Origin of the sequence: Rhizobium sp. YAF28 (assembly GCF_052113285.1) — a bacterium.
Taxonomy (GTDB): domain Bacteria; phylum Pseudomonadota; class Alphaproteobacteria; order Rhizobiales; family Rhizobiaceae; genus Rhizobium.
The window spans coordinates 408,843-433,963 of the sequence record NZ_JBFRCX010000002.1; the positions used below are offsets into that span (position 1 = coordinate 408,843).

The window sequence follows — 25,121 nt, forward strand, 5'->3', positions numbered from 1 at the left end:
GGCCTCTCGCATGATCATCGGCATTGGCAGCGACCTCATCGACATCAGGCGCGTGGAGAAATCCATCGAGCGCTTTGGTGAGCGCTTCACGCATCGCTGTTTCACCGAGATCGAGCGTGCGCGCTCGGATCGCCGCGCCAACCGCGCCGAATCCTATGCCAAGCGCTTCGCCGCCAAGGAGGCCTGCTCCAAGGCACTCGGCACCGGGCTTTCGCAGGGCGTTTTCTGGAAGGATATGGGCGTCGTCAACCTGCCGAGCGGTAAGCCAACGATGCAGTTGACGGGCGGTGCCGCCACCGTCCTTGAGGCCATGCTGCCGGCCGGCCATAAGGCCGCCATTCATTTGACAATAACGGATGATTATCCCTTGGCTCAGGCTTTTGTGATCATCGAAGCGCTGCCGAATGCCGTATGATAGCGACGTCTCGTCGCTTTTAATGCTGTCGTTATTGCCGCCACCGGCCGAAGCCGCTAGAGAGAACATCAGAAAGAAATGCGCCTTCATGGCGTCTTGAAGGAATAAGACTGCGTGTCCGAAAAAGTCGAAGCCAAGCCGAATGCCCTCTGGGAAAATATCAAGGTCATCATCCAGGCTCTCGTCCTGGCAATGATTATCAGAACTGTCCTGTTCCAGCCCTTTACCATTCCCTCAGGCTCGATGATGCCGACCTTGCTGGTCGGTGACTATATCTTCGTCAACAAATTTGCTTACGGCTATTCGAAATATTCGCTGCCTTTCTCGCCTGACATTTTCAGCGGCCGCATTTTTGGTTCCGATCCGAAGCGCGGCGATATCGTCGTTTTCCGTTTCCCGCCGAATCCTGAGGTCGATTACATCAAGCGCGTCGTCGGCCTTCCGGGCGATCATATCCAGGTCACCGAGGGTATTCTCTACATCAACGGCAAGCCGGTTCCGAAGGTGCCCGATGGCACTTTCAACTCCGACTACAAGCTCGATCCGGGCCAGGACGTGCCGGTGTTCCGCGAGACGCTGGATGATGGCAAGACCTATGATACGCTCGACCAGTCGCCGGTTTCTCGCGGCGACAACACCCGCGAGTTCATCGTTCCGGAAGGCCATTACTTCATGATGGGCGATAATCGCGACAACTCGCTCGACAGCCGCTTCGACGTCGGCTTTGTCCCGGCGGAAAACCTTGTCGGCCGCGCCAGCGTCATCTTCTTCTCGCTGGGCAACGATACGTCCTTCCGCGAAATCTGGAAATGGCCGACCAACATGCGCTGGGACCGTCTCTTCAAGGTTGTTGAATGAGCAAGGCGCAGGCGCTCTCAGCGGCGGACCGCGCAAAGCTTGAAACCCTGATCGGGCATGAATTTGCCGAGAAGGAACGTCTTGACCGCGCGCTGACCCACGCCAGCGCGCGCACCGACAAGGGCAATTACGAGCGGCTTGAATTTCTCGGCGACAGGGTTCTCGGGCTCTGTATCGCCGAGTTGTTGTTTCGCACCTTCGGTGCCGCGACCGAAGGCGAGCTTTCGGTGCGCCTGAACCAGCTCGTCAGCGCCGAAACCTGCGCGGCAGTTGCCGACGAACTCAATCTCCACCTCTATATCCGCACCGGTGCCGACGTAAAGAAACTGACCGGCAAGCGCATGATGAACGTGCGCGCCGATGTCGTCGAAAGCCTGATCGCCGCGCTCTATCTTGATGGCGGCCTGGAGGTCGCCCGCCGCTTCATTCTGCGCTATTGGGAGGGCAGGGCGGTGCGTGCCGATGGCGCCCGCCGTGATGCGAAGACCGAGTTGCAGGAATGGTCGCACGCCAAATATGGCGTCACGCCCGTCTACCGGGTTGAAGAACGCAGCGGACCGGATCATGATCCGCGCTTCAAGGTGACTGTAGAAGTCGCTGGCGTTGCACCGGAAACAGGCATAGAGCGCTCTAAGCGCGCCGCAGAACAGGTCGCCGCGACGAGAATGCTCGAGCGCGAAGGCATTTGGCAGTCGACATCTGCCGGAAATTGACGGGATCAATGACAGAAGAAAACGAAATGGCGGCCGAAAGCTCCGCTGAAAGCAATCCGACGCATTCCGGCTTCGTCGCCCTGATCGGCCCGACCAACGCCGGCAAGTCGACGCTGGTCAACCGCCTCGTCGGCGCCAAGGTGTCGATCGTCAGCCACAAGGTGCAGACGACGCGCGCCATCGTGCGTGGCATTGCCATCCACAACAACGCGCAGATCGTCTTTATGGACACGCCCGGCATCTTCAAGCCGCGCCGCCGCCTCGATCGCGCCATGGTCACATCCGCTTGGGGTGGTGCCAAGGATGCCGATCTCATCATGCTGCTGATCGACAGCGAACGCGGTCTGCGTGGTGATGCCGAAGCGATTCTCGAAGGCCTGAAGGATGTTCCCCAGAGGAAGATCCTCGTTCTCAACAAGATCGACCGCGTCAATCGCGAGCTGCTTCTGGCGATTGCCGCAACTGCAAACCAGAAGGTTGAGTTCGAGCAGACCTTCATGATCTCGGCAGAGAACGGTTCAGGCTGCGACGATGTGATGGATTATCTGGCAAAGACCCTGCCGGAAGGCCCCTGGTATTATCCGGAAGACCAGATCTCCGATCTGCCGATGCGCCAGCTCGCCGCCGAAATCACCCGCGAGAAGCTTTTCCTGCGCCTGCATCAGGAGCTTCCCTATTCCTCGCATGTCGAGACGGAAAAATGGGAAGAGCGCAAGGATGGCTCCGTGCGCATCGAACAGGTCATTTATGTCGAGCGCGACAGCCAGAAGAAGATCGCACTCGGCAAGGGCGGCGAAACGATCAAGGCGATCTCATCGGCGTCGCGCCGCGAGCTGGCGGAAATCCTTGAACAGCCAGTCCATCTCTTCCTGTTCGTCAAGGTGCGTGAGAACTGGGGCGATGATCCCGAGCGCTTCCGTGAAATGGGCCTCGAATTTCCGCGCTAAGGCATATCGCGCAAAGTGTACAGCGGTTTTGCGATAACAACATGCGAAAACAAGAACCTGGAGCGCGACAAGCGAATCTGAAAGATCGCGACGCGCTTTAGTTTGACGAGAAAACTGACAAGGGGCACTCAGTCCTTTGTTTTTCTATAAAAATCGCTGCCTGTTCCAAGGAACAAATCGGCCTGCCTGCGCATTGATCTGCCAACGGCGCTGCACCCTGCAGCGCCGGTTTTTGCGACAGCAGGGACAAGATGGCGACGGCAAAACCCACCCATTCCTTCAAGACGCCCTGCGAGCAGTGTCCGTTGCGGCCATTGCCGCATTTCCGGGAGTTCAGCCGCGACGAGCTGGAATTCGTTTCGACATTCAAAAGGGGCGAACTGGCCGTCGATGCCGGTGCGACCGTCCTGGTCGAAGGTGCCCACAGCGCCCATCTCTTTACAGTGCTCTCAGGCTGGGGCTTCCGCTACAAGATGTTGGAGGATGGCCGCCGGCAGATCCTGAACTACATCATGCCGGGCGACCTGATCGGCTTGCAGGGTACGATCATGGGCGAGATGCAGCATTCGGTGGAGGCCCTGTCGCCGGTGACGCTCTGCGTCTTCGAGCGCGACAAGCTGATGACCCTTTATAACAAGCACCCTTCGCTTGCCTTCGATATTACCTGGATCGCGGCGCAGGAGGAGCGCATTCTCGACGAGCACCTGTTGAGCATCGGCCGTCGTACGGCACTCGAAAGAGCCGCCTATCTCATCGCCTTCCTGTTTGAACGCGCAAGGAAGCTCAACCTTTTCAACGGCCGCAATGTTATCCCGATCACGCAGCAGCATATTGCCGACACGCTTGGTCTTTCGATCGTTCACACCAACAAGACCCTGAAAAAGCTTGCAGGACGCAACCTGATCCGTTGGCAGGAGCGCGGCTGCGACGTGCTGGACGGGGAGGGGCTGATGCAGATGGCCGGCTGGGAAGGACTGCGCGAAGGAAAGCGCCCTTTCATCTAAAGCATGTCGCACAAAACTGTGCAGCGGTTTTGCGACAACGACATGCGCCAAACAATAACTTAAAGCGTTGCGAGCGGATCTGAAAGATCGCGACACGCTTTAGAATCTCTCCCGGTCGGATTGGTCAACCTTGATGTCTTTTTTAAATGCAAATTGGCGTCAGGGAAACTAGAGTCACGTCATCTTTCCTCCGACTTTCGTTTTTATCGACCGGAGACAAAAATGTGGCTATTCAGTTATGGTGGGCAACCACCGTCAACGGTCCAGGCGGGGTACCGACGGAATGATGTTTGCAAAAAGGCCGAAGCGCTGCAATGTTTGCGCTTCACGAGGGGCATGGAGATCATGAACGCAAGAACCCGTGTTCTGGTCCTGGAAGACAGTCTGATCATCGCGATGGAGGCGGAGGACATCCTGCGCCTCGTTGGTGCTGATACCATCGATATTGCCAATAGCGTCGATCAGGCCAGGGACGCAATCCAGGTCGCGGATTACGATTTCGCGCTTCTCGACGTGAATCTGGGAGAGGCGATGAGCTTCGATTTCGCGCGCGATCTGTCGCTGGCCAATATTCCGTTCGGCTTCGTTAGCGGCTATTCCGATACGCAGGATTTCCCGACCGACCTTCAGGATGTGCCCCTTCTCGTCAAGCCTTTCGATGAGAATGCGATGCGCGACTTCCTCCAGAAGCTTTTCCCGTCGCCGGCGGAATGACATAGTTCGAGCCGTGGTTTAAAATGGATCGGCAGGCTGAAGGACGGTTTTCCGATGCAATGGCAGGACCAGGCGATCATTCTTGGCGTCAAGCGCCACGGCGAGACGAGTGTCATCGCCGAGGTGATGACACGTGAGCGCGGCCGTCATCTCGGTCTCGTTCGCTCCGGCCGTTCGCGCACCATGCAGCCGGTGCTGCAGCCCGGCAATGAGGTGGAAGTCACCTGGCGTGCCCGGCTGGATGAACATCTCGGTGAATTCCGCCTCGAACCGGTAAAGCTGCGCGCCGCACGGCTGATGGAGACGGCGACCGCCGTTTACGGCGTGCAGGCCATGGGCGCCCTTCTGCGCCTGCTGCCGGAGCGCGATCCGCATCCGCATCTCTTCGAGGCTTTGGAAGTCATCCTCGATCATCTCCACAATCCCACCGATGCCGGTGAGCTTTTCGTACGTTTCGAGCTTGCGGTGCTGAACGACCTCGGCTTCGGGCTCGATCTTACCGAATGTGCGGCGACAGGGACCCGCGCCGATCTCGCCTATGTCTCGCCGAAATCCGGCCGTGCCGTGAGCCGTGGTGCCGGAGAGCCTTGGGCCGACAAGATGCTGGTTTTGCCGGCATTCCTGAGTGTGCAGGAAAACCATGCGGCCGATTTCGAAAGCCTCACGGCAGCATTCCGTCTGACTGGATTCTTTCTGCATCGCCATGTCTATGAACCGCGTGGTCTGGAGGCTTCGGCAGCGCGTGAAGGTTTCGTTCAAGCGGCACTCAAAGCGCTGAATCCGGCTGCGCGGACGCTTCTACGGCCGGATGAACTTTCTGCCTGAACGGCTTTTCATCCCTGCAAAACGGTCTTCAGTTTTGGCGGTTTACCCCCACGCGCCGCATCCCTATCTCTCCGGCAACGGAAAGTCTATGCGCTCAAGGAGGAAGCCATGCTGACCAGGCCCGATACATCGACCACCATCACGCTCTGGAACGGGCAGGAGGTTCCCCGCCTCGGCATGGGCTGCTGGGCGATCGGCGGTCCGTTCTTCGCGGGCGATACGCCGCTCGGCTGGGGCGAGGTGGACGACAATGAATCCATCGCCGCGATCAACCGCGCGATCGACCTTGGCATTCGCTTTTTCGATACGGCCTCGAATTACGGCGCCGGCCATTCGGAAGAGGTTCTGGGACAGGCGATCGGCAATCGCGCCGACATCGTCATCGCCACCAAGTTCGGCTTTGCCACCAATCCGGAGACGAAGCAGGCGACCGGTGCCTTTGCCGATCCGGCCTTCATCCGCCAGTCCGTCGAGACGTCGCTCCGCCGGCTGACACGGGAGCGCCTCGACCTCCTGCAATTCCACATCAATGATTTTCCGCTGGATCAGTCCGACGAGGTCTTCGATACGCTGCAGGCCCTGCGGACGGAGGGCAAGATCGATGCATTCGGCTGGAGCACGGATTTCCCCGATCGCGCTGCCCGCCATGCCCGCCGCCCCGGCTTCGTCTCGATCCAGCATACGATGAACGTCTTCGAGCCCGTGCCCCAGATGATCGATGTCGTCGAGAAGAACGGCCTCATCTCCATCAATCGCGGTCCGCTGGCCATGGGCCTGCTGACAGGCAAGTTCACGCCGGACAAGGCCGTGGGCGCCAAGGACGTGCGCGGCGCAGCACTCGAATGGATGATCTATTTCAAGGATGGGCGTATCGCGCCCGAATTCGCCGCAAGGCTCGACGCCGTGCGCAGTCTGCTCACATCTGAGGGACGCACGCTGACGCAGGGCGCGCTCGCCTGGCTCTGGGCGCGCTCGCTGCGCACCCTGCCCATTCCCGGTTTCCGGACCGTGGCCCAGGTCGAGGAAAATGCCGGCGCACTGGAAAAGGGTCCATTGCCGGCCGATGTGATGGCGGAGATCGACGCGGCACTTGCCGGTGTCTGAGACCGGGTTCAGGCTCGGGCACGAACCTTGAAGGTCCAGCCTTCCGGCCGCGCATCGATGATCTTCACCTCGTCGCCGATCGCGACCCTGCCGGTACCGCGCGGGGTCACGTTCCAGCCGAAAAGCGGACCAGGCACGCGCCGGTCTCCCGACATGCGGATGCGGCCCATGGCGGGCATGGGGTTCGCCACCTCGCGTGAACCCGTCAACTGGTCCTGTGTCGTCATGATGCAGCGGGCGCAGGGCTTGACGAGGTCGAAGCGGATGCCCGCGATCTCGATCGCAGCCCAGCGGTCCTCGGCCCAGGCCTCGTCCGTGTCTATGACGATATTCGGCCGGAAGCGCTCCATGCCGATGCCGCCTTCGGCATGGGCCGAGAGATCGGCGTTCAGCGCCGTCAGCGATCCCGTCGTCGTCACCAGGATCTGGTAGCCGTCGGTAAAGGTGACCGGTGTGTTTTCGCCTGCCCATTCGGCATTGGCCGTTCGTTTGGCAGCACCGTCGAAGAAGACGAGTTTCACCGCGCGGCCGAGCCATTCCGAAAGTCTGGCATTGCTGTCATCGTCGGCAACGGCAGCGCTGACGACCGATTTCCAGACCGTGACATCGAGCCGCCGGTCCGGATGCGGCGGCGGTACGGCGATGTCAGGCTCGCCCTGCATCATCAACCGGAAGGCGCCGGCCTCGGGCCGTACGTCGATGCGGGCAAGGGTCGGGAGCTCGCGCTGCGTAATGAAATGTCCGTCCGCGTCCGTCACCATGGCGCGCCGGTCGCCGGGCAGGCCATAGGCATCGATCTCGGTAAAGGGCAGGGCGATGCCGCGGGCGCTCTTGAGCGGGTAGATGAAGAGATCGCTGACACGCATCATAGGCTCCTAGATTTCATCCATAAATGCCGCGAGGAAGTCGCGCAGGCTCCTGTCGCGGGCTGCGGCCAGTTCGCGGCCGGTCCGGGTCTGGAAACCATCCGCCAGTTTGAACAGCTTCGTCTGGAAATGGTCAATCGCATAACGCTTGTCATCGAGCGGCCGGTCCTCGGAAGCCGGATCGAAAGGATCGTAGAGGCCCGATCCGAGCCGACCTGCAATATAGAAACAGCGCGCCGCGCCGACCATGCCGATGGCATCCAGCCGGTCGGCATCCTGCAGGATTTTCGCCTCCAGCGTTTCCGGCGGCACGTTCGCCGAGAAGCTGTGCGCGGTCACCGCATGGGCGACATCAGCGATATCCTCATCGCCCCATCCAAGCTCTTTCAATATCCGCGACGCTTTTTCTGCGGCGAGTGCCGATGCCTGGGCGCGCAGCGGCGAATTCTTCTCGACGGCGACGCAATCATGCAGCAGAACGGCAGCGGCCAGCACGTGGCCCTTGCCGCCTTCTGCGGCGTGGAGGCGCATGGCATTACGGAAGACACGCAGGATATGGGCGAGGTCGTGGGACCCGTCGTCACCCTCGGTCGCATGTGGAATGAGCTCCACAGCCAGAGACTCGTGGGGAGAGAAGGCTTCGGCCTTGAACATCGTCGTCACCGGTTTTCAAAGGGTTCGTATACCGTCGATAACGGCTTGGCCGGCGAGTCGCAACGTGCCGAGATCAGCGCCGGAATTTGGCGAACGGCGTAATGCCATTCGCCTTTGGCGGCATGGACAGCATGCGGGTCGCATCGCCAAACGGTTTTGGGGCGCTGATATAATAGCCCTGGATCTCGTCACACGCTTCGCGTTCGAGCAGCGCCATCTGCTCTGCGGTTTCCACGCCCTCCACGGTCACGCGCATGCCAAGCGCATCGCCAAGCAGGATGATCGCACGCATGATCGCATGTGCTTCCCTGTTCTCGGCGATGTCGTTCACGAAGGACTTGTCGATCTTGATCTTGTCGAACGGGAAGCTCGAGAGGTAGCTCAGCGACGAATAGCCCGTCCCGAAATCGTCCATGGAGATGCGGATGCCGCGTTCCCTGAGCGCATGCAGGATCGGCATTACCTCATCACGATTTTCCATCAGCACGCTTTCGGTGATCTCCAGTTCGAGACGCGAAGGAGAAAGTTCTGCGGCAGCAAGCGCCTCGCCGACATCCTTCGGCAGGTCGCTGCTGCTGAACTGGATAGCCGAGACATTGACGGCAATCTTGATATCCTCGGGCCATTGCGCTGCATCGTTGCAGGCGCGGCGTAAAACCCAGCGGCCGATATCGACCACGAGGCCGACCTCTTCGGCAAGCGGAATGAAATCCATCGGCGAGACCCGGCCGCGCACTGGATGATTCCAGCGGATCAGCGCCTCGAAGCCGCAGATGCGATGCTGCGTCAGGTCGTAGAGCGGCTGGTAGTGAAGTTCGAATTCCTCGTTGTGCACGGCAGCCCGCAGGTCGGCCTCCAGCGCGTGACGGGCCTGCATCTTCTCGTCCATCTCGACGGTGAAGAAGCGTTCATGCCGGCGCCCGTCCGCCTTGGCGTGGGAGAGTGCCATCGCCGCATTGCGCAGCAGCTTGTCGGTCTCGACAGCATCGTCAGGGGCAATCGAAATGCCCATGGAAACACTGAGTTCCACCTGCTTGTCGCTGCGGAAGAAGGGTTCGCTGAGCTCACGGCGGATCTGGTCGGCAAGTGCTGTGATGTTCCACGGCTGCTGGCGGTGCGTCTGCAGGATCGCGAATTCGTCCGAGCCGAGACGGGCAAGAATGTTTTCCGAGCCGGCCGAGGCGCGGATGCGCTCTGCGACCTGCTGCAGGATCTTGTCGCCAGCAGAAACACCCATCGTATTGTTGATCGACTTGAACCGGTCGAGATTGAGATGCACGAGCGCGATCTGCTCGTCTTCCTTGCGCTCGGCAAGGGCCGCATCGAGCTGCTCGCGGAAGCGAATGCGGTTCGGCAGACCGGTCAGCGGATCGTGATGGGCGAGATAGGTAATGCGCTCGGCGGCCTTGCGGTCTTCGGTAATGTCGGCATGGATGGCGATATTGCTGCCGTCGGCAAGGATGGTAACGACGCTCTGGATGATGCGGCCGTCATCCATCAGCCATTCGCGCCGACGGATGCGTCCTGCCTTCGAGGAAGCTCCCTGGCCTTCCTTCCTGCTGCGTGTCCTGGCACCGGCCTGCTCGGTGCCACGCGTCTTGTGCATCAGGTCGGCAATCGTAGTGCCGGGCGTGACATCGCCGTCGCTAAAGCCGAAGAGCTGGCGGAAGCGCAGGTTGGAAAGGGTCAGCCGCTGGTCCGCATCGAACACGCTGAGGCCGAGCGGCAGGTTGTTCAGGACAATTTCGAAGAGCTTGCGCTGTTCCGCAAGGGCCTGCGTGGTGGAACTGATCGTTTTCTGCAGTTCGCGGTTTTCGATGAGCAGCGTCCCGGCGCTGCGCTCGATTTCATCATATTCGCTTTCTTGGCTGCGATAGGTCGCGATGACGAGCTCCATCAGATGCTCTGCATCGATCGATCCGTCCTCATCGACGGCCTGCGTGCACTGTTGCCAGAAAAGCGTCTCAGCTTTCATGCGCACGAGTCCCCTCGCGGGACGATTGCGATGGAAGCATGGCAAAAGGCGAAGGCGTCTTCGACTGGCAAAGGTGCCATATCGAGCCGGGCATGAAAAAGACCTCTCTAAAATGGATGCAAGAATCATTTTTTGTAAGCAGCAGGTGGCCATTTCCGGCAACTCGCAGGCGGCATCTTCTACCGGGCCGATTAATAATCGGTTGCAACTCCCGGCCATTATAGCTAGCCGGCAATTTGCGTGTATCTCGCAAACTACTGAAATACCGAGGAAACCTGGCTTTTTGAGGCAATTGGAAAGTGCCGCGGAAATGGGTCGTTACACTTTGTCAACTATGGTTAATCGAGTGTTAACAGCTTATTGACCGAAGCCGCAAATCAGTTTAGTCAACAATCCAGTCCTTGATATTTCCCACCCGCGTATTGCGTACAGACTCTCACCGGAAGAAGCGGTGAACGGAGGTTTGTATGACTGTTATTTCATCAGTTCCAGACATCTCTTATGCATATTTGGCAACGCTCTCGCGGCTTGATGCCAATGGTGACGGCGTCTTGAGCCGCACGGAACGTGCGGCAGATGAGAAGCCCGGCATCATCAGAGAGTTTCTCGAAGATGATGATGGCGATAATACGCAGCCGAAATATCCGAGCAGCCTCGTCGCGCTCATGATGGAATACAGCGACAACGGCTCGGCAACCGGCACGGCCGTTCCCTATGCGCTGCAGCAGGTTGCTCCTGATGCTGATGACCAGGCGATGCAGATCTATCGCAATACCTACGGCGAGTTCGATCTCGGTATCGCCGCCTGAGCCTTAGTCGTAGACTGCAGAAGTCGAGCCGGCCTCGTGGCCGGCTTTTTCTTGCCTTTTATGCAGGCAGGAACACCTTCCCTCGTGAGGCGTTGGGACACAGTCCCCGAAACGGAAGGAAACCTGATGAAAATCATATGCACCATCGCTGCCCTCGGGCTGCTTGCGGCGGCGTCCCAAGGCTTTGCCCAGGACAAGCAGACGGCGACGGCAAATTTTATCGGCCCTGACGGCAAGGAGGCCGGCCGCGCCACACTCACCGCTGCGGCCAATGGTGGTGTCTTCATCGAGGCGGAAATCTCCGGCCTGCCCGTCAATAAATGGGTCGCCTTTCATATTCATGAGACCGGCCGCTGCGATGCCGCGACCCATCACGAATCGGCCGGCGGTCATTTCAATCCGACCAAGGCCGAGCATGGTTTCCTGGCCGCCAAGGGACCGCATGCCGGCGATATGCCGAACCAATATGTCGGTCAGGACGGCATCCTGCGCGCACAGGTCTTCGACACCATGATCTCGCTCGACGGCAAGGAGGATGGTGTGCGTGGCCGCGCGCTGATGGTGCATGCCGATTCCGATGATTATCGAACCCAGCCTTCGGGCGGCGCCGGCGACAGGATCGCCTGCGGCGTGATCAAATAGGTTATGGCTGCGTTTGCGCGGACGTCTTCGGCGTCCTCTTGCGGGCCGAAACCCTGACCTGCGCTTCCTCGCGTGCCGGTTCGGGAACGGGAGCGTTCGAAACCTCCGCCGGAGCGTCGCCAACCTCGCCCCTTTTGTCAAAGGCAAGCTTGACGCGCTTGATCATGTCGCGACTGAGGCTCCACCAGTCGCCGGTCGATGCCCAGTAGCGCAACGTCACGCTGACCGCACTGTCGCTGAGACTATCAATGAAGACACTCGGCGCCGGCGTCTTGAGTACGCGCTTGTCGGCGGTTGCTAGCTTCATCAGCGTCTCCATGGCGAGATCGAGATCGTTCTGATGCGTAATGTTGATCTTCACTTCGTTCTGCCGCGTCGGCTGGCGGCTGTAATTGGTGATCGGCGTGTTCCAGAGCGTTGAATTGGGTGCCAACCGGTAGAGACCGTCTCCGGTTCTAAGCTCGGTGGCAAACAGGCCGATCTCAAGAACCGTTCCCGAGACGCTGCTCGTCTCAATATATTCCCCGACGCGGAACGGGCGCAGCACGAGCAGCATGATGCCGGCAGCGATATTCTGCAACGTGCCCTGCAGCGCCAGACCGACGGCAAGGCCGGCGGCGCCGAGTGTGGCGATAATCGATGCCGTCTGCACGCCGAACTGCCCGAGAACGGTGACGAAGACCAGCACCAGCAGCGCAAGCGCACCACATTGGTGAAGAAACGGGCGAGCGTCTCGTCGATGCCGCGTACGCGCGAGATGCCCTCATAGGCCCAGCGGCTGATGAGGCTCGCCGTCACCCAGCCAACGATGAGCAGGATGATCGCCCCGAGGATGGAAAAGGAATATTGTACGGCAAGCGCGCTCGCCTGATCGAGCGCTGAGCGGGTTGCAATGATAAGGTCGGTGGCCTGCTGTTCCATCACGTACTCCTCGAATGCCTCGTCGGGGGCTAGATGGAGCAGGGGTGAGGAGCGTCAACCGTTTGAATCGCCCCTGACGGTCAGCACGAAGGGCGCGTTGCCGTCGGCGTCTGCACCGCGGCCGATGGCTCTCACGGCATCGACGAGCCGGCCGCGCCGGTCAAGCAGCGCATCGCCGATTTCGACGATCCGGGCATTCGGCGTCGCATAGGGCGAGGCGGTTCGCAGCCGCCGGGTAAGCGCCATATCCTCCTGCTCGGGCGCGAGCGAGAGAGCCGCTATCAGCGCCGCGGCAGGCGAGCGCGACACGCCCATCCAGCAATGGACGAGCAGCGGTGCTTCCTGCTGCCAGCCGGCGGCAAAATCGATGATCGCCCGCACATGCTTTTCGTCGGGCGCCACCAGATCGCCCGTGCCCTTGAAGGCAATATCGTTCATGTTGAGCAGCAGATGCCGGTCGGCCTTGATGACACCTGGCCGGTGAAAGGCCTGCTCCTTTGCCATCAGGCTGATCATCTCGCGCGCCTTGTGCCGCACGGCCATTTCGGCGATGCGCGCCAGTGGGGAAACCACGATCACGGTCACGACGCGATGCCCCGCTCCGCCTCGATCTCAGCGAAACGCTCGCAGAAGAGCCGCTGCGCTTCGAGCGCCGGGACGGGATCGATCGAGAGCATGTCCCGGGTGATACCACGCGGCTGACCGAAGAATTTTTGCGCCTCCGCAGGCGTGAAGCCGGCAAGGACAGTTGCCTCGAAATAGGCGGCGATCGTATCGGCCTTCTTGATCTTGTCCTTGAGCTCGCGGGAGGGGTGCGGCGGCAGGCCGAAACGCAGATGCACGGCCGCTTCCAGTCGCTTCTCGACGGTCTTGTATCCGCCGCCGACGACGGCCTTGAAGGGGGAGATCATGTCGCCGATCACATATTCGGGCGCGTCATGCAGCAGCGCCATCAGGCAATCGCCGGGTGTGGCCTCATTGAAATGCCGGAAGATGGATTCGACGACAAGGCAGTGCTGCGCAACGGAAAAGGCATGGTCACCCGACGTCTGGCCGTTCCAGCGGGCGACGCGTGCAAGTCCGTGGGCGATATCGCTCAATTCGACGTCGAGCGGTGAGGGATCGAGCAGATCGAGCCGCCGGCCGGACAGCATGCGTTGCCAGGCACGTGGAGCCTTCGCAGTCGTCACGCGCTGGCCTCGTCTGAGGAAGTCGGGAAGCTGAGCCCGGACCAGGCGGGCAGGCTGAGCGTCACGGAAACATCGCCGGCAAGCAGCGGCGTGCCGGATGCCATGGCTTCGCCTGCGCGGTCTATGCGCACGATCGCCAATCCGCTCGACCCCTCGACGGAGCCGAGCATGCCGACCGGCTTGCCATTGGCGGTTATTTCGGTGCCGCTTGCAGGCAGCGCAGTCCCGGCCGAAACGGTCACGACACGGCGTCGTGCCGTGCCGCGATGCTGCATGCGGGACACTACTTCCTGGCCGACATAGCAGCCCTTCTTGAAGGAGAGGCCGCCGTTGAAATCCATCAGCACATCATGCGGAAAAGCGTCCTGAAGCGCATAATCAGGTCCTGACGTGACGATGCCATTCTCGATGCGCAACGCATCGTAGAGCGCCGCATCATCGCTGCCATGATGACCGGCACGACGCAGAACGGTAACATCAGCCTTGGCAAAGCGACTGTCCTTGACGCCTTTTTCGGCATCCTCGCCCCAGGAAACGGTAACACCATCTTCGGCACCTGGCGTCAGCGTCACCGGCGCGCGCAGGCGATACATGGTCAGCCGCTTCAGCAGGGCTTCTCGTTGGGTCGCATCCGTTTCGATGATGAAGTCATCACCCTCGCGCCAGATGACGAAGTCGAACAAGATCTTGCCCTGCGGCGTCAGCAATGCGCCCGGCCGCGCCTCGTCCGCACCGAGCGAGACGATGTCTGTGGTGATCAGATTCTGCAGGAAGGATTCTGCTTCCACGCCGCCGACGGCAATGAGCGAGCGGTCTTTCAGGAATACGGCTGGCATGGCGAAACCTGTCTCGTTGGTGATCGCTCAGAGGTAAGTCTTTGAAGCGGATGGTGCAAGCGCTCTACAGTATCGGCCCGAAAATCGGAATCGATTTTCAAAAAGCCTGATGCGTAGATTCAAGGAGTTAGTGCGTCCGAATGGACGCACGGCGCTCCAGCGTCAGTCGCCGGCTGTGAAAAACTTCCATTTGCCATCCGGCGCAATGCCGACGCGATAGAAATTATAGCCGCCGAATTCCTGCATGTCGGAGAGATCGCCTGCCGTGACGATGCGCAGGAGCTCCACGCGTTCCGGCGGTGTCAGCGATTTCAAGTCTTTTTCAGCAAAATAGGGCCAGACATACATTTCCTCGGGCGTGCCCTGACCGACATGCACGAAACCAGTCGAGATAACGTCGAGCATGATCGCGAGGATCTCGTCGCCATCAGGATCGCCGGAGAGATCCTTCAACGTGCCGATTGGATCATCCGTGGGTTCGCCGACCGTCACCTGGGTCTGATCGGCACCGGTCCCCATCAGCGGGCGCAGGCGTTCGAGATCGCCTGAGGCGGCCGCCTCGACGATCTGTTCGCGCATCTTGCGCACCGGTTCCGGCGCCTTGCTGATGTCGTAGATCACTTCGACGGGTTTGGAATCGTCGGATGCGCCTGGCGTCTTGTCGACGCTCTGGCCGCTCTCTTTGTTGACGAGCGGATCTGGCTGGGGAATGCCTGACGAACCGTTCTGCGGTGGAGCCGGCTGCTGTGGGCTCTGCTGCGCCGTGGCAGGCGCATCGGCCTGGCCCGGGATCTTCTGAAGTTCGGAAAGCGCGTAGGCGGAAGAAGCGGACAGCATGCTGCCTGCGGCGAGGCCGATGGCAAGCAGGACCGGCGCGAGCGAAATTCGCGAGGAAATATCTTTACCGGTACGCATGAGACTCTCTGTATTGCCCCTATTGCAGGGTCCTGTTGGTGGAAAACTCACCTGCCAGCATGCGGTCGCGCAACGAGTCCAGCAAGGCCTCGGCACTGTTTTCTCCATGCAGTCTGATCGTCTCGCGCAACGCATGAGCAATCGCAGCATCGGCAATGATTTCAGGCTCGATACCATCGGCCATGCCGTCAGCCCAAGCCTCGTTCTGGTATTCCAGAGCCGCCTGCATCTTTTCGTGGACGATCATGTCGTCGATGTCGTTGAGGCTTGGTTCCATTATCTTTTCCTCAGAACTTCTCATGTCTTACCGCTACGTTAACAACACTAACAGCCTTTTCCCAAAACGACACGGCCGCATGCGAAATCAGGTTAATTAAACGTTAATTTCCAAAGCGCGAAGTAATTTCTGTGGCAAGTGTTGCACCTTCGTTACGGTAGCGCTCTTCTGCCACGATGGCCGCCTGCGTGCAATCCGTGTAAACAGAGGCGAATGCTCGGTATCCGCGATTGAAGGCTGCGGTCAGTTTTTCCTTGCGCTGCGGCTCCCCATTCGTTTCGGAATCAAGTAGTTGCTGCATGTCGGCCCGCCATTCGTCCGCCCCCGGCGCCTTGCAGAGCGTGCGCAGATAATGCACCGAGCCCAGAACCTCCGCCAGCCGCGCCAGCTTGTCGTCATAGGGTACGGTCGCAACCTGCGGCACTATCTCCTCCACCGGCGGAGGCGCATTCTTGCCGCCCTGCGCCCCACCTTGCGCCATTGTGGGACCGGCCCCGACGAGGCCGCCAAAGACGAGAGATGACAAAACAACGCGTCGAACGGGAATCATGCTCCCAGTTGATACAGGGAGCATGACAGGAACAAGGCGGATGCGGCAATTTCCACTTCTATTCTAGTTCCACTTCTATTCTAGCGAGGGCCTCATTCACCGGCGGCCAACCGCTCCGCGCATTCGAGCACGCTCTGTGGCACCGGCATGCGCCGGATCTCTTCCACGCTGTACCATCCGATCGCTGCCGCATCGTCGGCGGCTTCAGCCACCAGGTGGCGGTCCGCCTCGACGCGGAAGACGGAGAGGAAGAAATGGCTGCTGATGCTGCCATCGGGTGCATGCGTCTTCAGGTCATAGGTGGAGAACAGGCGCGGATTTCGTGCCTGAATGCCGGTCTCCTCGAGGAATTCGCGCAGTGCCGTTTCCTCGGGCGTCTCGCCGGGTTCGCCTCGTCCACCGGGAAAGGCATACATATCGGCCGAAGGCGGGTTTCGCCTGAGCACGAGAAGGAACCGGCCATCACGTTCAAGGATGGCGGAAGAGGCGGGTTTGGCTTGGGAGGTCATTGCTTCGCACGCTTTGCTGTGATGGCGCCTTATCCCACGGGCGGCTCACCTTGCGCAACTGTCGGCATTGCATGGAATATGGTTCCACGATTCCTGCGAGATGCCCGTGACCTACCTGATCTATGCCCTTGCCGCCCTCTTCGAAATCGCCGGCTGCTTCGCCTTCTGGGCCTGGCTGCGGCTGGCAAAGCCCGTCTGGTGGCTGGCGCCCGGCATGGCGTCGCTGGCGCTCTTTGCCTGGCTGCTGACGCTGGTGCCGAGCGAGGCGGCCGGGCGCACCTTCGCGGCCTATGGCGGCATTTACATCGTCGCCTCACTGCTGTGGCTATGGCTGGCGGAAAACCGCGTTCCCGATCGCTGGGACATCGGCGGCGCGATGGTCTGCCTCGTCGGGACGGCGATCATCCTCTTTGCACCGCGCAGTTAGAACAATTCCGCAAAAGATGTGCAGCGCCCCCCATTTGGAATTGCTTGAGGGCAAACCGCCTTGACCGATGTCGGGCACGATGCAAAGACATCCCCATGTGCGGACGTTTTGCCCTGACAGAAGTGGTCAAGGATATCGCCGAAGCTTTCAGTCTCGCCGAGCTGGAAGGCTTTCCGGCGCGTTACAATATTGCGCCGACGCAGCCGATCCTCGTCGTCATTGCGGGCGAAGGGCAGGAACCGGGCAGCAACCTGCCGGATCGCCGGGCGCTTCTGGTGCGTTGGGGCTTCACGCCGGGCTGGGTCAAGGATCCCAAGGAATTTCCGCTGCTGATCAATGCGCGCTCGGAAACCGCAATCGGCAAAGCCTCCTTCCGCGCCGCCATGCGCCATCGCCGCATCCTCATTCCGGCCTCCGGCTTCTATGAATGGCATCGACCCTCAAAGGAAAGCGGCGAGAAGGCACAGGCCTATTGGATCCGGCCGCGCCGCGGCGGCGTTATCGCCTTTGCCGGCCTCATGGAGACATGGTCCTCGGCCGATGGGTCTGAGGTCGATACCGGCGCCATCCTGACGACCAAGGCCAACAGCGCGATCTCTTCGATCCACGACCGCATGCCCGTCGTCATCAAGCCGGAGGATTTTTCCCGCTGGCTGGACTGCAAGACGCAGGAGCCGCGTGAGGTCGCCGACCTGATGCAGCCGGTCCAGGAGGATTTCTTCGAGGCGATCCCGGTCTCCGACAAGGTCAACAAGGTCGCCAATATGGGGCCGGATCTGCAGGATCCAGTGCCGCTCGAAAAGGTGCCGAAGCAGCCGCAGAAAAAGACATCTGACGACGGCCAGCTCAGCTTCTTTTGAAACCCGAACCCACCATCCTGTTGAATGGAAAACCCGGTGATCTCTGCCAGCCGGTTTTGGCCAAGAGGCGCGTCTCTTTCAGCCCATTTTTGCCAGACCCGCCGCATGGCGGGTTCTGGATGTCCGTATCCGGCATCGTCATGAGCCTGCTGTCAATCAGCCCGCTCGTGCGCTTCTTCGCACTCGCTTAGGCGAGTTTCTTGACCGGCGCCGGCTTTGCCATCATCGAGGCCGCAGCCACGGCCTTGAGGCCGAGCGGGCGGTAGTTGGTCGCGAGATCCGGCTTGGCTGCCTGCTGCTGTTCCGACTTCTTCGAGGTCACGATACTCTCCTTACGTGTTTCTCTAGAATTTTATCTGTCTTGTTCTTTTGTCTTTAATAGCGACAAAAGCGAGGCACCGCCTATCAGGAAATGTAAACACAGACCATAATTCGCGAGGCTTAACCGAAGCCTGCGTTCGTTAATACTTACTTAATAAAGTAGATGCTCAGATGTGGCGACCGATGTCGTCCTCGCCGATACCGGGTTCCTCGATGGTCAGCGTGCCATATTTGCGCTTCCACTTTCGCGCGCCGAAGGGCAGCGAAATGAGGTAGGCGCAGACGGTGAAGACCATCACTTCCCAGGTAAAGCTCATCAGCAGCGCGACGTAGATCACGACACCGAGCATGGCTGGCAGCACGAGATCACGCCGCATCCGGCTTTCGGATTTACCGGACCAGACAGGCAGGCGGCTGATGAGCAGGAAGGCGATGAGGACCGTGTAGCCGGAGGAGAGAAAGGCGAAGGTCCGGTCGGTGGTGAGGCCGAGGAAGCCGAGATAGACAGGCAGAAGCACCAGCATTGCGCCGGCCGGGGCCGGCACGCCGACGAAATATTCCGATTGCCAGGGCGCGCGGTTCTCGCGCTCCGACATCACGTTGAAGCGCGCCAGTCTGAGGCCGGCGGCGATCGTGTAGATGAGCGCCGCGATCCAGCCCAGCGAACGCGCCGCGTCAAGTGCATAGACATAGACCACGAGGGCAGGGGCGACGCCGAAATTGACGATATCGGCAAGCGAATCCATCTGCGCACCGAATTTCGACGTGGCCTTCATCAGCCGCGCGACACGGCCGTCGATGCCGTCGAGGAATGCGGCGACGAGCACCATGGCGACAGCCAGCTCGTAGCGGCCTTCGAAGGCAAGCCGGATGCCGGTCAGGCCGGCGCAGATGGCAAGGATAGTGATGAGGTTCGGAACGACGAGCCGGATCGGAATCTCGCGCAGGCGCGGCCCGCGGGCCGAATCGTCGTTCGGGCCGTTCGGTTCGAAGGGCGGAAAGGGTGTTTCCATATCGCGCTCTCCTGAAAATTAGCTGCGGCGGCTGATGACCGGACCCTTGGTCGAGGCGAATTCGGCGATAACAGTCTCGCCGGCAACCGCCGTCTGGCCGAGCGAGACGCGCGGGGCGGCACCCGCCGGCAGGAAGACATCGAGGCGCGAACCGAAGCGAATGAGGCCGAAACGCTCGCCCGCATCGAGAGGTTCATTGGCATGCGAGAAGCAGAGGATACGCCGTGCCACGAGGCCGGCGATCTGCACCACGCCGATCTGGCCGTGGTGGGTCTCGATCACGAGGCCGTTGCGCTCATTCTCTTCACTCGCCTTGTCGAGCTCGGCATTCACGAAGGTACCGGGGCGGTAGTTGATGCTGACGATGCGGCCGCGCATCGGCGCGCGGTTCACATGGCAGTTGAAGACGTTCATGAACACGGAGATGCGCAGCATCGGTTCGTTGCCGAGGTTCAGCTCGGCGGGCGGCGTGACCATCTGGATCGAGGAAACCTTGCCGTCGGCCGGCGAAATGACGAGATCGTCGTCCTGCGGCGTGACGCGTTCGGGATCACGGAAGAAATAGGCGCACCAGAGCGTCAGGATGAGGCCGATCCAGAAGAGCGGCTTGAAGATCCAGCCCAATACGAGCGACGCGACGAAGAAGGCGGCAACGAAGGGGTAACCCTCCTTGTGCACCGGAACGATCGTGTTGCGAACCGTATCGAACAAGCTCATGAATGCCGGTCTCCTGTCGTTTTTCGTATCCGCTGGTTACAGAAAAACGACAGGAGGAGCAATGGCGTGGATCTCAGGCCGCCTCCAGCGCGTCGGTTCTGAACAACAAAACGGACGATCTCGCCCGTTTACTGCGCTAGCTCGCCGGCGCCAGCCGGTTGACGATGCCGAGCTCGTCGCTTTCGCGAACCTGCTTGAGATGCTCTTCGGCCTGTGTCGCTTCGCGCTGACGGCTCCACATCGAGGCATAGAGGCCATTCTGTTCGAGAAGGGCCGCGTGCGTGCCGCGCTCGGCAATCTCCCCGCTCTTCAACACGATGATCTCGTCGGCACCAATCACGGTAGACAGGCGGTGGGCGATGACCAGCGTCGTGCGGTTCTTGGAAACGACATCGAGTGCCGTCTGGATTTCCCGCTCTGTCGTCGTGTCGAGCGCCGATGTCGCCTCGTCGAGGATCAGGATCGGCGGAGCCTTCAGGATAGTGCGGGCAATCGCCACGCGCTGCTTTTCGCCGCCTGAAAGCTTCAGCCCGCGTTCGCCGACCTTGGTTTCGAAACCCTCCGGCAGCATTTCGATGAAATGTCCGATCTGGGCGATTTCAGCCGCCTGCTTCACCTCGGCTTCACTGGCCGAAGGGCGGCCATAGCGTATGTTATAGGCGACAGTGTCGTTGAACAGCACCGTATCCTGCGGCACCATGCCGATCACCGAGCGCAGGCTCTTCTGAGTGATCGTGCGGATATCCTGCCCGTCGACGGTGATGGAACCGCTCTGGATATCGTAGAAGCGATAGAGCAGGCGCGACAGTGTCGATTTGCCGGCACCCGAGGGGCCGACGACGGCAACTGTTTTGCCCGCCGGCACCTCGAAGGAAATGCCCTTGAGGATCGGCCGGGCCGCATCATAGGCGAAATGCACGTCCTTGAAGGAGATGGTGCCCTGGGCGATGGCAAGATCCTTCGCGTCAGGCGCGTCCAGCACCTCGGCCTTCACTTCCAGAAGATCGAACATCTGCTCGATATCGATCAGCCCCTGGCGGATTTCGCGATAGACGAAACCGATGAAGTTCAGCGGCACGGAAAGCTGCAGCAGCATGGAATTGACGAAAACGAAATCGCCGATCGTATGTTCGCCGCTCTGCACCGACCAGGCCGAGAGGACGAGCATGATCGTCGTGCCGATGCCGAAGATCACGCCCTGGCCGAAGTTCAGCCAGCCGAGCGAGGTCCAGACGTCGGTTGCCGCCTTCTCATAACGCTCCATCGACTTGTCGAAGCGCTTGGCCTCCATCTCCTCATTGCCGAAATATTTGACGGTCTCGAAGTTGAGGAGCGAGTCGATCGCCTTGGTATTGGCGTCCGTATCGCTGTCGTTCATCGCCCTACGGATCGAGATGCGCCAGTCGGAAGCGCGGATCGTGAACCAGATATAGGCCCAGACGGTGAAGGCGGTGACGGCGAGATAGGAGAAGCCGTAACCCCACCAGAAGATCGCCGCCGTCAGCAGGAATTCGATGACCGTCGGGATCGAGTTCAGGATCGTGAATCGCACGATCGTTTCGATGCCCTTGGTGCCGCGCTCGATGATGCGCGAAAGCCCACCCGTCTTGCGCTCCAGATGGAAGCGCAGGGAAAGCTCATGCATATGCACGAAGGTGCGGTAGGCAAGCTGGCGCACCGCATATTGGCCGACGCTGGCAAAGAGCGAGTCTCTGAGCTGGTTGAGGGCGAGCTGGATGAGGCGCGTCAGGTTATAGGCGATGACGAGGGCGGTGGCGCCGATCAGCAGCGGCGGCAGCGTGCCCTGCAGGTCCATCCTGCCGTTCAGCGCATCGGTGGACCACTTGAAGAAATAGGGCACCAGCAGCAGGACGAACTTCGAGATCAGCAGGTAGACCGAGGCCCATACGACCCGCATCCTGAGATCCGGCCTATCCTTCGGCCACATATAGGGCCAGAGATTGTAGAGCGTTCCCAACAGGTTGGAGTCTGAAACTGTCTTGCCGTTTGCCATGCTTTTCTCCAGCCCGGCGGGCCGCTATCGCCGCGGCTTGTCGCCGCTTCCGCGAGATATGCCACCGGCTGGCGGATTACAACATTGACGGGGATTTTATAGGCGGGGTGTTGCGCGCCGGTCTTAACGAAAACGGCGGCCGATGGGCCGCCGTTTTTTTGATTTAGAGATGCCCGCCCGAGAGCCGCTTGCGGTGCAGTTCCTCGGCATTCGGAAGCGCATCCTTCGGCAGGCCGAAGACCTGGCCCGGACGGATGCGGTCCGGATTGAGGATCTTGTCCTCATTGGCGATGTAGATTGTCGTATAGCGCACACCAAGGCCATAGGTACGCCGGGAGATCTGCCAGAGCGTATCGCCACGGCGAATGATGACCGCGTTGTTGTTTGCCGTCAGCGGCGCCTGCTCAATCGTCTTTGGCTGGCTGGCGTCCGATACCTCGTTTGAGGGCATCGGCGCGACATTGGCACCGGGAACCGTCAGTTCGGCGATGATCGAGCCGAGCTTGTCGAGTACCGCGCCGACCGACTTGGCATCCTTCGGCAGGCTCTGCAGCACTGTCAGCGCATTCGCCGCAACCTGTGAGGCGGAAGCCGATGCCTGCTTGAAGGCGTCGGTAGCATCGATGCCCGGACGGAAGTCGACGAGAGAGCGCAGCGCGAACTCGGTGGCCGAGCGGGCTGCCGCAAGCTGCTCGGCACCCGGCACCTTGCCGTCTGCGAACAGCCCCTTCAGCAGGCCGAAGGCTTTCGTCGCATCGCCCTTGAGCTTGCCGAGCTGGCCCTCGTCGAGCGGCACCGTCGCCTGATTGACATTGGCATTACTGCCGGACTGCGCGGCAACCGTTACCTGATCGCCTTCCGGACGGTTGAAATTGACGGTCGCGCGGATGAGGACCTTGCCCGTCCCATCGACGACATCGACACGGATCTTGTGATCACCGACCGGGAGGTCCATCGCGCCGCTGATAACGAAGTGACCATCCGGCTCCGCGGTATCCTGGCCGATCAGCGCATCATCGGCGTAACCGATAACCTTGGCATTGGCGCGCGCCGTGCCGGCCACGAAGATCTTGTTGCCTTCGATCTCCACAGCAGTGATCACCACATCGGCAACAGCCTCGGTGCCCTGCTGAGTGCTGGGAAGAGGAGGTGCTGTTTTGCCCGCACCATCAGATGTCACGGGCATATTCGGCGTCTGCATCGCGACCTGGTCGCTCGGAGCACCACTATTAGGGGCAGGCTGCGAGCTGTCAGCAGCCGGCGGCTGGGCGTTTGCGACCTCAGCCTTCGGTGCGGTGATGATGCGGCTTGCCGTGCCCGGCTTGGAAACCATGGCGAGCAACTCGCTGCCGCTGCCATCCTTCGGCACGGAAACGGTTGCAACTTCTTCAGACAGCGTGGTCTTGCCATCCTTGCCGGTTACTTTCAGCACGAGCTGATGGTCGCCGGCTGGAAGCGGATTGTCGAGAACGGCCGCAAAATCGCCGGTGCCGTCGACATCGGTTGTTACGACCACCTTGTCGCCGTCGAGCACTTCCAGCTTGCCATGCGGCTCAGCCGAGCCGGCAATGACGGTCGAACCATCCGGCTCGACACGCAGCACGTCGAAAGCTGGGATCTTCGGGCCGGTGTTGGCAGCGGTATCGGCTGTGGGAGCAGTCTGGTTATTGGCTGCGGCCGGTTGGCCGGTTGGCTCCGGCGCACCGGTCAGCGCGGCTTCGGCCCGTGCGAGGGCGGCCAATGCGTCGGCCGCATTTTCAGGGAGATTGCGGATGATGTCGCGCGCCTTGCCCGCACCGTCCTTGGCCTTGGAGACGAGGCTTGCGGTGGTAGTATCGAGACCTTCAGGGGCAGCGAAATCGACGATCGTGGTCAGCGTATTCACGGCGGCAGTCTTTGCGCCTGCCAGCGCATCGGCAGCAGGCACCTTACCGTCCGCAAACAGCGCCTTCAGGCCGGAGAGAGACCGCACGGCATCGGCGGTGAGGCTGCCGACCTTCTGGGCGGCTTCTGTGGCATCCGCGGCAGCGGAGCGGGAAGTCTTAGACGCTTCGTTAACCGTGTTGTTGACCTCGGTGCCGGCCTGATTGATAGCGTCACCAACCTTCGCCACATCAGAGCCGAGCCGTGGCATGACGAAAAACACCATCAGTATGATTGCGATTACGAGCACTGCGAGGGCCAGCAAGCCGGCACGGTTTTTCATCATTGCGTCTCCAAAGGCGGCAAATTGCCGTAGTATTCAGAAATTGCTAGCGATTCCCGTTGCTTTGCACAAGCATTCAAAGCAAATAGGCAAGCTCCGGAAGCCGCTTTTCAGTCAATTTTCTTGACTGCATTGAAATGGAATAGTTGTTTTTCCCTTATGACCGAACAATCTGTACCGATTCGATCCATTTGCGTTTACTGCGGCTCTCGGCCGGGACGCGATCCTTCCCATATGGCTGCCGGCCGCGCGCTCGGAAAAGAGATCGCGGAATATGGCCTTCGCCTCATCTACGGCGGTGGCACTAAGGGCATCATGGGTGCTGTGGCCAGCGGGACCCTATCCAACGGCGGTCAGGTGACGGGCATCATTCCCGAGTTCCTGATCGACATGGAGGCGACTCGCCATTCGCTCGGCCAACTCAACGAGCTTATTGTAACCCCTGACATGCATGCGCGCAAACACACGATGTTCGAGCGCTCGGATGCCTTCGTGGCCTTGCCGGGCGGTATCGGCACGCTGGAAGAGATCGTCGAAATCATGACCTGGGCACAGCTCGGCCGTCACGAAAAGCCGATGGTCTTCGCCAACATCAACGGCTTCTGGGATCCGATGATGGAGCTCCTGCGCCACATGACGGGCGAGGGCTTCCTGCACACTGCCCATCGCGTGCAGCCGCTGGTCATCGATGAGATATCGGGCATCATTCCGGCCATCATGGCGCAGGCGGCAGAGCTTGCCGCCGACCGTGACGGCGAGGATGACGTGATCTCGAAGATGTAAGTCGCCGAAGCAATTCCAGCAAAAGTGCGCAGCGGTTTTGCTGGAATTACATGCAG

27 protein-coding genes and 3 pseudogenes are annotated in these 25,121 nt (G+C 60.4%); 14 read left to right on the forward strand and 16 right to left on the reverse strand.

Annotation, left to right across the window (positions count from 1 at the left end):
• The first annotated feature begins 10 nt into the window (after positions 1-10).
• The 8 genes from acpS to AB4Z13_RS06350 all read left to right on the forward strand — a co-directional run bounded on the left by acpS (position 11) and on the right by AB4Z13_RS06350 (position 6,580).
• Positions 11-415: a holo-ACP synthase gene (gene acpS / locus AB4Z13_RS06315; protein ID WP_439014488.1), complete on the forward strand. Its 405-nt coding sequence runs from the start codon at positions 11-13 to the stop codon at positions 413-415.
• A gap of 114 nt (positions 416-529) precedes the next feature.
• A complete protein-coding gene (lepB, locus tag AB4Z13_RS06320; protein ID WP_113325277.1) occupies positions 530-1,273 on the forward strand; it encodes a signal peptidase I in 744 nt (247 codons plus the stop codon).
• Complete coding sequence (gene rnc / locus AB4Z13_RS06325) at positions 1,270-1,986, forward strand: ribonuclease III (RefSeq protein ID WP_113325270.1); 717 nt, start codon at positions 1,270-1,272, stop codon at positions 1,984-1,986. The genes lepB and rnc overlap by 4 nt, the downstream gene beginning before the upstream one ends.
• Positions 1,987-1,994: 8 nt before the next feature.
• Positions 1,995-2,933 carry a GTPase Era gene (era, locus tag AB4Z13_RS06330; RefSeq protein WP_310382807.1) on the forward strand — a complete coding sequence of 313 codons (939 nt, stop codon included), beginning with the start codon at positions 1,995-1,997 and terminating at the stop codon, positions 2,931-2,933.
• A gap of 251 nt (positions 2,934-3,184) precedes the next feature.
• The gene (locus tag AB4Z13_RS06335; RefSeq protein WP_439014489.1) at positions 3,185-3,937 is read left to right on the forward strand and encodes a Crp/Fnr family transcriptional regulator; all 753 of its coding nucleotides are present in this window, start codon (positions 3,185-3,187) and stop codon (positions 3,935-3,937) included.
• A 222-nt stretch (positions 3,938-4,159) separates the two neighbouring features.
• Positions 4,160-4,651: a chemotaxis protein CheY gene (locus AB4Z13_RS06340; RefSeq protein WP_439014490.1), complete on the forward strand. Its 492-nt coding sequence runs from the start codon at positions 4,160-4,162 to the stop codon at positions 4,649-4,651.
• Positions 4,652-4,705: 54 nt separating this feature from the next.
• On the forward strand, positions 4,706-5,476 hold the full coding sequence (gene recO, locus AB4Z13_RS06345) for a DNA repair protein RecO (RefSeq protein ID WP_439014491.1): 771 nt from the start codon (positions 4,706-4,708) through the stop codon (positions 5,474-5,476).
• A gap of 108 nt (positions 5,477-5,584) precedes the next feature.
• Entirely contained in the window at positions 5,585-6,580 is a 996-nt protein-coding gene (locus AB4Z13_RS06350) for an aldo/keto reductase (protein WP_439014492.1), read from the forward strand.
• A gap of 8 nt (positions 6,581-6,588) precedes the next feature.
• Here AB4Z13_RS06350 and AB4Z13_RS06355 read toward each other — a convergent pair whose 3' ends face one another.
• The 3 genes from AB4Z13_RS06355 to AB4Z13_RS06365 form a co-directional block, all read right to left on the reverse strand.
• The gene (locus AB4Z13_RS06355) at positions 6,589-7,446 is read right to left on the reverse strand and encodes an MOSC domain-containing protein (protein ID WP_439014493.1); all 858 of its coding nucleotides are present in this window, start codon (positions 7,444-7,446) and stop codon (positions 6,589-6,591) included.
• A gap of 9 nt (positions 7,447-7,455) precedes the next feature.
• On the reverse strand, positions 7,456-8,100 hold the full coding sequence (locus tag AB4Z13_RS06360) for an HD domain-containing protein (RefSeq protein ID WP_113324897.1): 645 nt from the start codon (positions 8,098-8,100) through the stop codon (positions 7,456-7,458).
• Positions 8,101-8,173: 73 nt separating this feature from the next.
• Positions 8,174-10,075: a putative bifunctional diguanylate cyclase/phosphodiesterase gene (locus AB4Z13_RS06365; protein ID WP_442205942.1), complete on the reverse strand. Its 1,902-nt coding sequence runs from the start codon at positions 10,073-10,075 to the stop codon at positions 8,174-8,176.
• Positions 10,076-10,542: 467 nt separating this feature from the next.
• On the opposite strand from AB4Z13_RS06365, the gene AB4Z13_RS06370 reads away from it, so the two are divergent.
• Together AB4Z13_RS06370 and AB4Z13_RS06375 are read left to right on the forward strand one after the other, a co-directional pair.
• Positions 10,543-10,884 carry a hypothetical protein gene (locus AB4Z13_RS06370; RefSeq protein ID WP_439014495.1) on the forward strand — a complete coding sequence of 114 codons (342 nt, stop codon included), beginning with the start codon at positions 10,543-10,545 and terminating at the stop codon, positions 10,882-10,884.
• 126 nt (positions 10,885-11,010) lie between these two features.
• A complete protein-coding gene (locus AB4Z13_RS06375; protein ID WP_310382817.1) occupies positions 11,011-11,526 on the forward strand; it encodes a superoxide dismutase family protein in 516 nt (171 codons plus the stop codon).
• Between the two features lies 1 nt (position 11,527).
• On the opposite strand, the pseudogene AB4Z13_RS06380 reads toward AB4Z13_RS06375, so the two are convergent.
• From AB4Z13_RS06380 to AB4Z13_RS06415, 8 genes and pseudogenes are all read right to left on the reverse strand, one after another.
• Positions 11,528-12,447 (reverse strand): annotated as a pseudogene (locus AB4Z13_RS06380) (mechanosensitive ion channel family protein).
• Positions 12,448-12,501: 54 nt separating this feature from the next.
• Positions 12,502-13,032, reverse strand: coding sequence for a tyrosine phosphatase family protein (locus AB4Z13_RS06385; RefSeq protein ID WP_439014497.1), 531 nt, complete (start codon positions 13,030-13,032; stop codon positions 12,502-12,504).
• Positions 13,029-13,637: an HD domain-containing protein gene (locus tag AB4Z13_RS06390; RefSeq protein ID WP_113324903.1), complete on the reverse strand. Its 609-nt coding sequence runs from the start codon at positions 13,635-13,637 to the stop codon at positions 13,029-13,031. Before AB4Z13_RS06390 ends, AB4Z13_RS06385 begins: the two co-directional genes overlap by 4 nt.
• On the reverse strand, positions 13,634-14,473 hold the full coding sequence (gene ygfZ / locus AB4Z13_RS06395) for a CAF17-like 4Fe-4S cluster assembly/insertion protein YgfZ (protein ID WP_439014498.1): 840 nt from the start codon (positions 14,471-14,473) through the stop codon (positions 13,634-13,636). Before ygfZ ends, AB4Z13_RS06390 begins: the two co-directional genes overlap by 4 nt.
• Positions 14,474-14,635: 162 nt before the next feature.
• Complete coding sequence (locus AB4Z13_RS06400; protein WP_439014499.1) at positions 14,636-15,388, reverse strand: hypothetical protein; 753 nt, start codon at positions 15,386-15,388, stop codon at positions 14,636-14,638.
• Positions 15,389-15,407: 19 nt separating this feature from the next.
• Entirely contained in the window at positions 15,408-15,665 is a 258-nt protein-coding gene (locus tag AB4Z13_RS06405; protein ID WP_007820178.1) for a hypothetical protein, read from the reverse strand.
• Positions 15,666-15,768: 103 nt separating this feature from the next.
• Complete coding sequence (locus AB4Z13_RS06410; protein ID WP_439014500.1) at positions 15,769-16,239, reverse strand: TIGR02301 family protein; 471 nt, start codon at positions 16,237-16,239, stop codon at positions 15,769-15,771.
• A gap of 68 nt (positions 16,240-16,307) precedes the next feature.
• Positions 16,308-16,724 carry an NUDIX domain-containing protein gene (locus AB4Z13_RS06415; protein WP_037095812.1) on the reverse strand — a complete coding sequence of 139 codons (417 nt, stop codon included), beginning with the start codon at positions 16,722-16,724 and terminating at the stop codon, positions 16,308-16,310.
• A gap of 106 nt (positions 16,725-16,830) precedes the next feature.
• Between AB4Z13_RS06415 and AB4Z13_RS06420 the strand changes: the two genes are divergently transcribed.
• The 3 genes and pseudogenes from AB4Z13_RS06420 to AB4Z13_RS06430 form a co-directional block, all read left to right on the forward strand.
• Positions 16,831-17,151, forward strand: a complete 321-nt coding sequence (locus tag AB4Z13_RS06420; protein WP_439014501.1) for a YnfA family protein — start codon at positions 16,831-16,833, stop codon at positions 17,149-17,151.
• Between the two features lie 95 nt (positions 17,152-17,246).
• A complete protein-coding gene (locus tag AB4Z13_RS06425; protein ID WP_310382827.1) occupies positions 17,247-18,011 on the forward strand; it encodes an SOS response-associated peptidase in 765 nt (254 codons plus the stop codon).
• A 58-nt stretch (positions 18,012-18,069) separates the two neighbouring features.
• Positions 18,070-18,202: pseudogene (locus AB4Z13_RS06430) on the forward strand (amino acid transporter); the annotation flags it as partial.
• Here AB4Z13_RS06430 and AB4Z13_RS06435 read toward each other — a convergent pair.
• From AB4Z13_RS06435 to AB4Z13_RS06455, 5 genes and pseudogenes are all read right to left on the reverse strand, one after another.
• The gene (locus AB4Z13_RS06435) at positions 18,199-18,333 is read right to left on the reverse strand and encodes a hypothetical protein (protein WP_018115574.1); all 135 of its coding nucleotides are present in this window, start codon (positions 18,331-18,333) and stop codon (positions 18,199-18,201) included. The pseudogene AB4Z13_RS06430 and the gene AB4Z13_RS06435 sit on opposite strands and share 4 nt — an antisense overlap.
• A 166-nt stretch (positions 18,334-18,499) precedes the next feature.
• Positions 18,500-19,345, reverse strand: a complete 846-nt coding sequence (gene pssA / locus AB4Z13_RS06440; protein ID WP_113324910.1) for a CDP-diacylglycerol--serine O-phosphatidyltransferase — start codon at positions 19,343-19,345, stop codon at positions 18,500-18,502.
• Positions 19,346-19,363: 18 nt separating this feature from the next.
• Positions 19,364-20,065, reverse strand: a pseudogene (locus AB4Z13_RS06445) (phosphatidylserine decarboxylase); the annotation flags it as partial.
• A 133-nt stretch (positions 20,066-20,198) separates the two neighbouring features.
• Complete coding sequence (locus AB4Z13_RS06450) at positions 20,199-22,076, reverse strand: ABCB family ABC transporter ATP-binding protein/permease (RefSeq protein ID WP_439014502.1); 1,878 nt, start codon at positions 22,074-22,076, stop codon at positions 20,199-20,201.
• 163 nt (positions 22,077-22,239) lie between these two features.
• Positions 22,240-24,285 (reverse strand): LysM peptidoglycan-binding domain-containing protein, encoded by a 2,046-nt coding sequence (locus AB4Z13_RS06455; RefSeq protein WP_439014503.1) that lies wholly within the window; start codon positions 24,283-24,285, stop codon positions 22,240-22,242.
• Positions 24,286-24,441: 156 nt separating this feature from the next.
• Between AB4Z13_RS06455 and AB4Z13_RS06460 the strand changes: the two genes are divergently transcribed.
• Positions 24,442-25,065: a TIGR00730 family Rossman fold protein gene (locus AB4Z13_RS06460; RefSeq protein ID WP_081493273.1), complete on the forward strand. Its 624-nt coding sequence runs from the start codon at positions 24,442-24,444 to the stop codon at positions 25,063-25,065.
• The last annotated feature ends 56 nt before the right edge of the window (positions 25,066-25,121 follow it).

Bases quoted from the DNA above. Each gene is read 5' to 3' on its own strand.
- AB4Z13_RS06360 (WP_113324897.1), bottom strand. From the start codon at position 8,100: ATGTTCAAGGCCGAAGCCTTCTCTCCCCACGAGTCTCTGGCTGTGGAG.
- AB4Z13_RS06450 (WP_439014502.1), bottom strand. From the start codon at position 22,076: ATGGCAAACGGCAAGACAGTTTCAGACTCCAACCTGTTGGGAACGCTC.
- recO (WP_439014491.1), top strand. From the start codon at position 4,706: ATGCAATGGCAGGACCAGGCGATCATTCTTGGCGTCAAGCGCCACGGC.
- AB4Z13_RS06340 (WP_439014490.1), top strand. From the start codon at position 4,160: ATGTGGCTATTCAGTTATGGTGGGCAACCACCGTCAACGGTCCAGGCG.
- AB4Z13_RS06425 (WP_310382827.1), top strand. From the start codon at position 17,247: ATGTGCGGACGTTTTGCCCTGACAGAAGTGGTCAAGGATATCGCCGAA.
- AB4Z13_RS06415 (WP_037095812.1), bottom strand. From the start codon at position 16,724: ATGACCTCCCAAGCCAAACCCGCCTCTTCCGCCATCCTTGAACGTGAT.
- era (WP_310382807.1), top strand. From the start codon at position 1,995: ATGACAGAAGAAAACGAAATGGCGGCCGAAAGCTCCGCTGAAAGCAAT.
- AB4Z13_RS06460 (WP_081493273.1), top strand. From the start codon at position 24,442: ATGACCGAACAATCTGTACCGATTCGATCCATTTGCGTTTACTGCGGC.
- AB4Z13_RS06405 (WP_007820178.1), bottom strand. From the start codon at position 15,665: ATGGAACCAAGCCTCAACGACATCGACGACATGATCGTCCACGAAAAG.
- AB4Z13_RS06350 (WP_439014492.1), top strand. From the start codon at position 5,585: ATGCTGACCAGGCCCGATACATCGACCACCATCACGCTCTGGAACGGG.
- AB4Z13_RS06335 (WP_439014489.1), top strand. From the start codon at position 3,185: ATGGCGACGGCAAAACCCACCCATTCCTTCAAGACGCCCTGCGAGCAG.
- AB4Z13_RS06365 (WP_442205942.1), bottom strand. From the start codon at position 10,075: ATGAAAGCTGAGACGCTTTTCTGGCAACAGTGCACGCAGGCCGTCGAT.
- AB4Z13_RS06375 (WP_310382817.1), top strand. From the start codon at position 11,011: ATGAAAATCATATGCACCATCGCTGCCCTCGGGCTGCTTGCGGCGGCG.
- AB4Z13_RS06400 (WP_439014499.1), bottom strand. From the start codon at position 15,388: ATGCGTACCGGTAAAGATATTTCCTCGCGAATTTCGCTCGCGCCGGTC.
- AB4Z13_RS06355 (WP_439014493.1), bottom strand. From the start codon at position 7,446: ATGCGTGTCAGCGATCTCTTCATCTACCCGCTCAAGAGCGCCCGCGGC.
- AB4Z13_RS06410 (WP_439014500.1), bottom strand. From the start codon at position 16,239: ATGCTCCCTGTATCAACTGGGAGCATGATTCCCGTTCGACGCGTTGTT.
- AB4Z13_RS06370 (WP_439014495.1), top strand. From the start codon at position 10,543: ATGACTGTTATTTCATCAGTTCCAGACATCTCTTATGCATATTTGGCA.
- ygfZ (WP_439014498.1), bottom strand. From the start codon at position 14,473: ATGCCAGCCGTATTCCTGAAAGACCGCTCGCTCATTGCCGTCGGCGGC.
- AB4Z13_RS06455 (WP_439014503.1), bottom strand. From the start codon at position 24,285: ATGATGAAAAACCGTGCCGGCTTGCTGGCCCTCGCAGTGCTCGTAATC.
- pssA (WP_113324910.1), bottom strand. From the start codon at position 19,345: ATGGAAACACCCTTTCCGCCCTTCGAACCGAACGGCCCGAACGACGAT.
- rnc (WP_113325270.1), top strand. From the start codon at position 1,270: ATGAGCAAGGCGCAGGCGCTCTCAGCGGCGGACCGCGCAAAGCTTGAA.
- acpS (WP_439014488.1), top strand. From the start codon at position 11: ATGATCATCGGCATTGGCAGCGACCTCATCGACATCAGGCGCGTGGAG.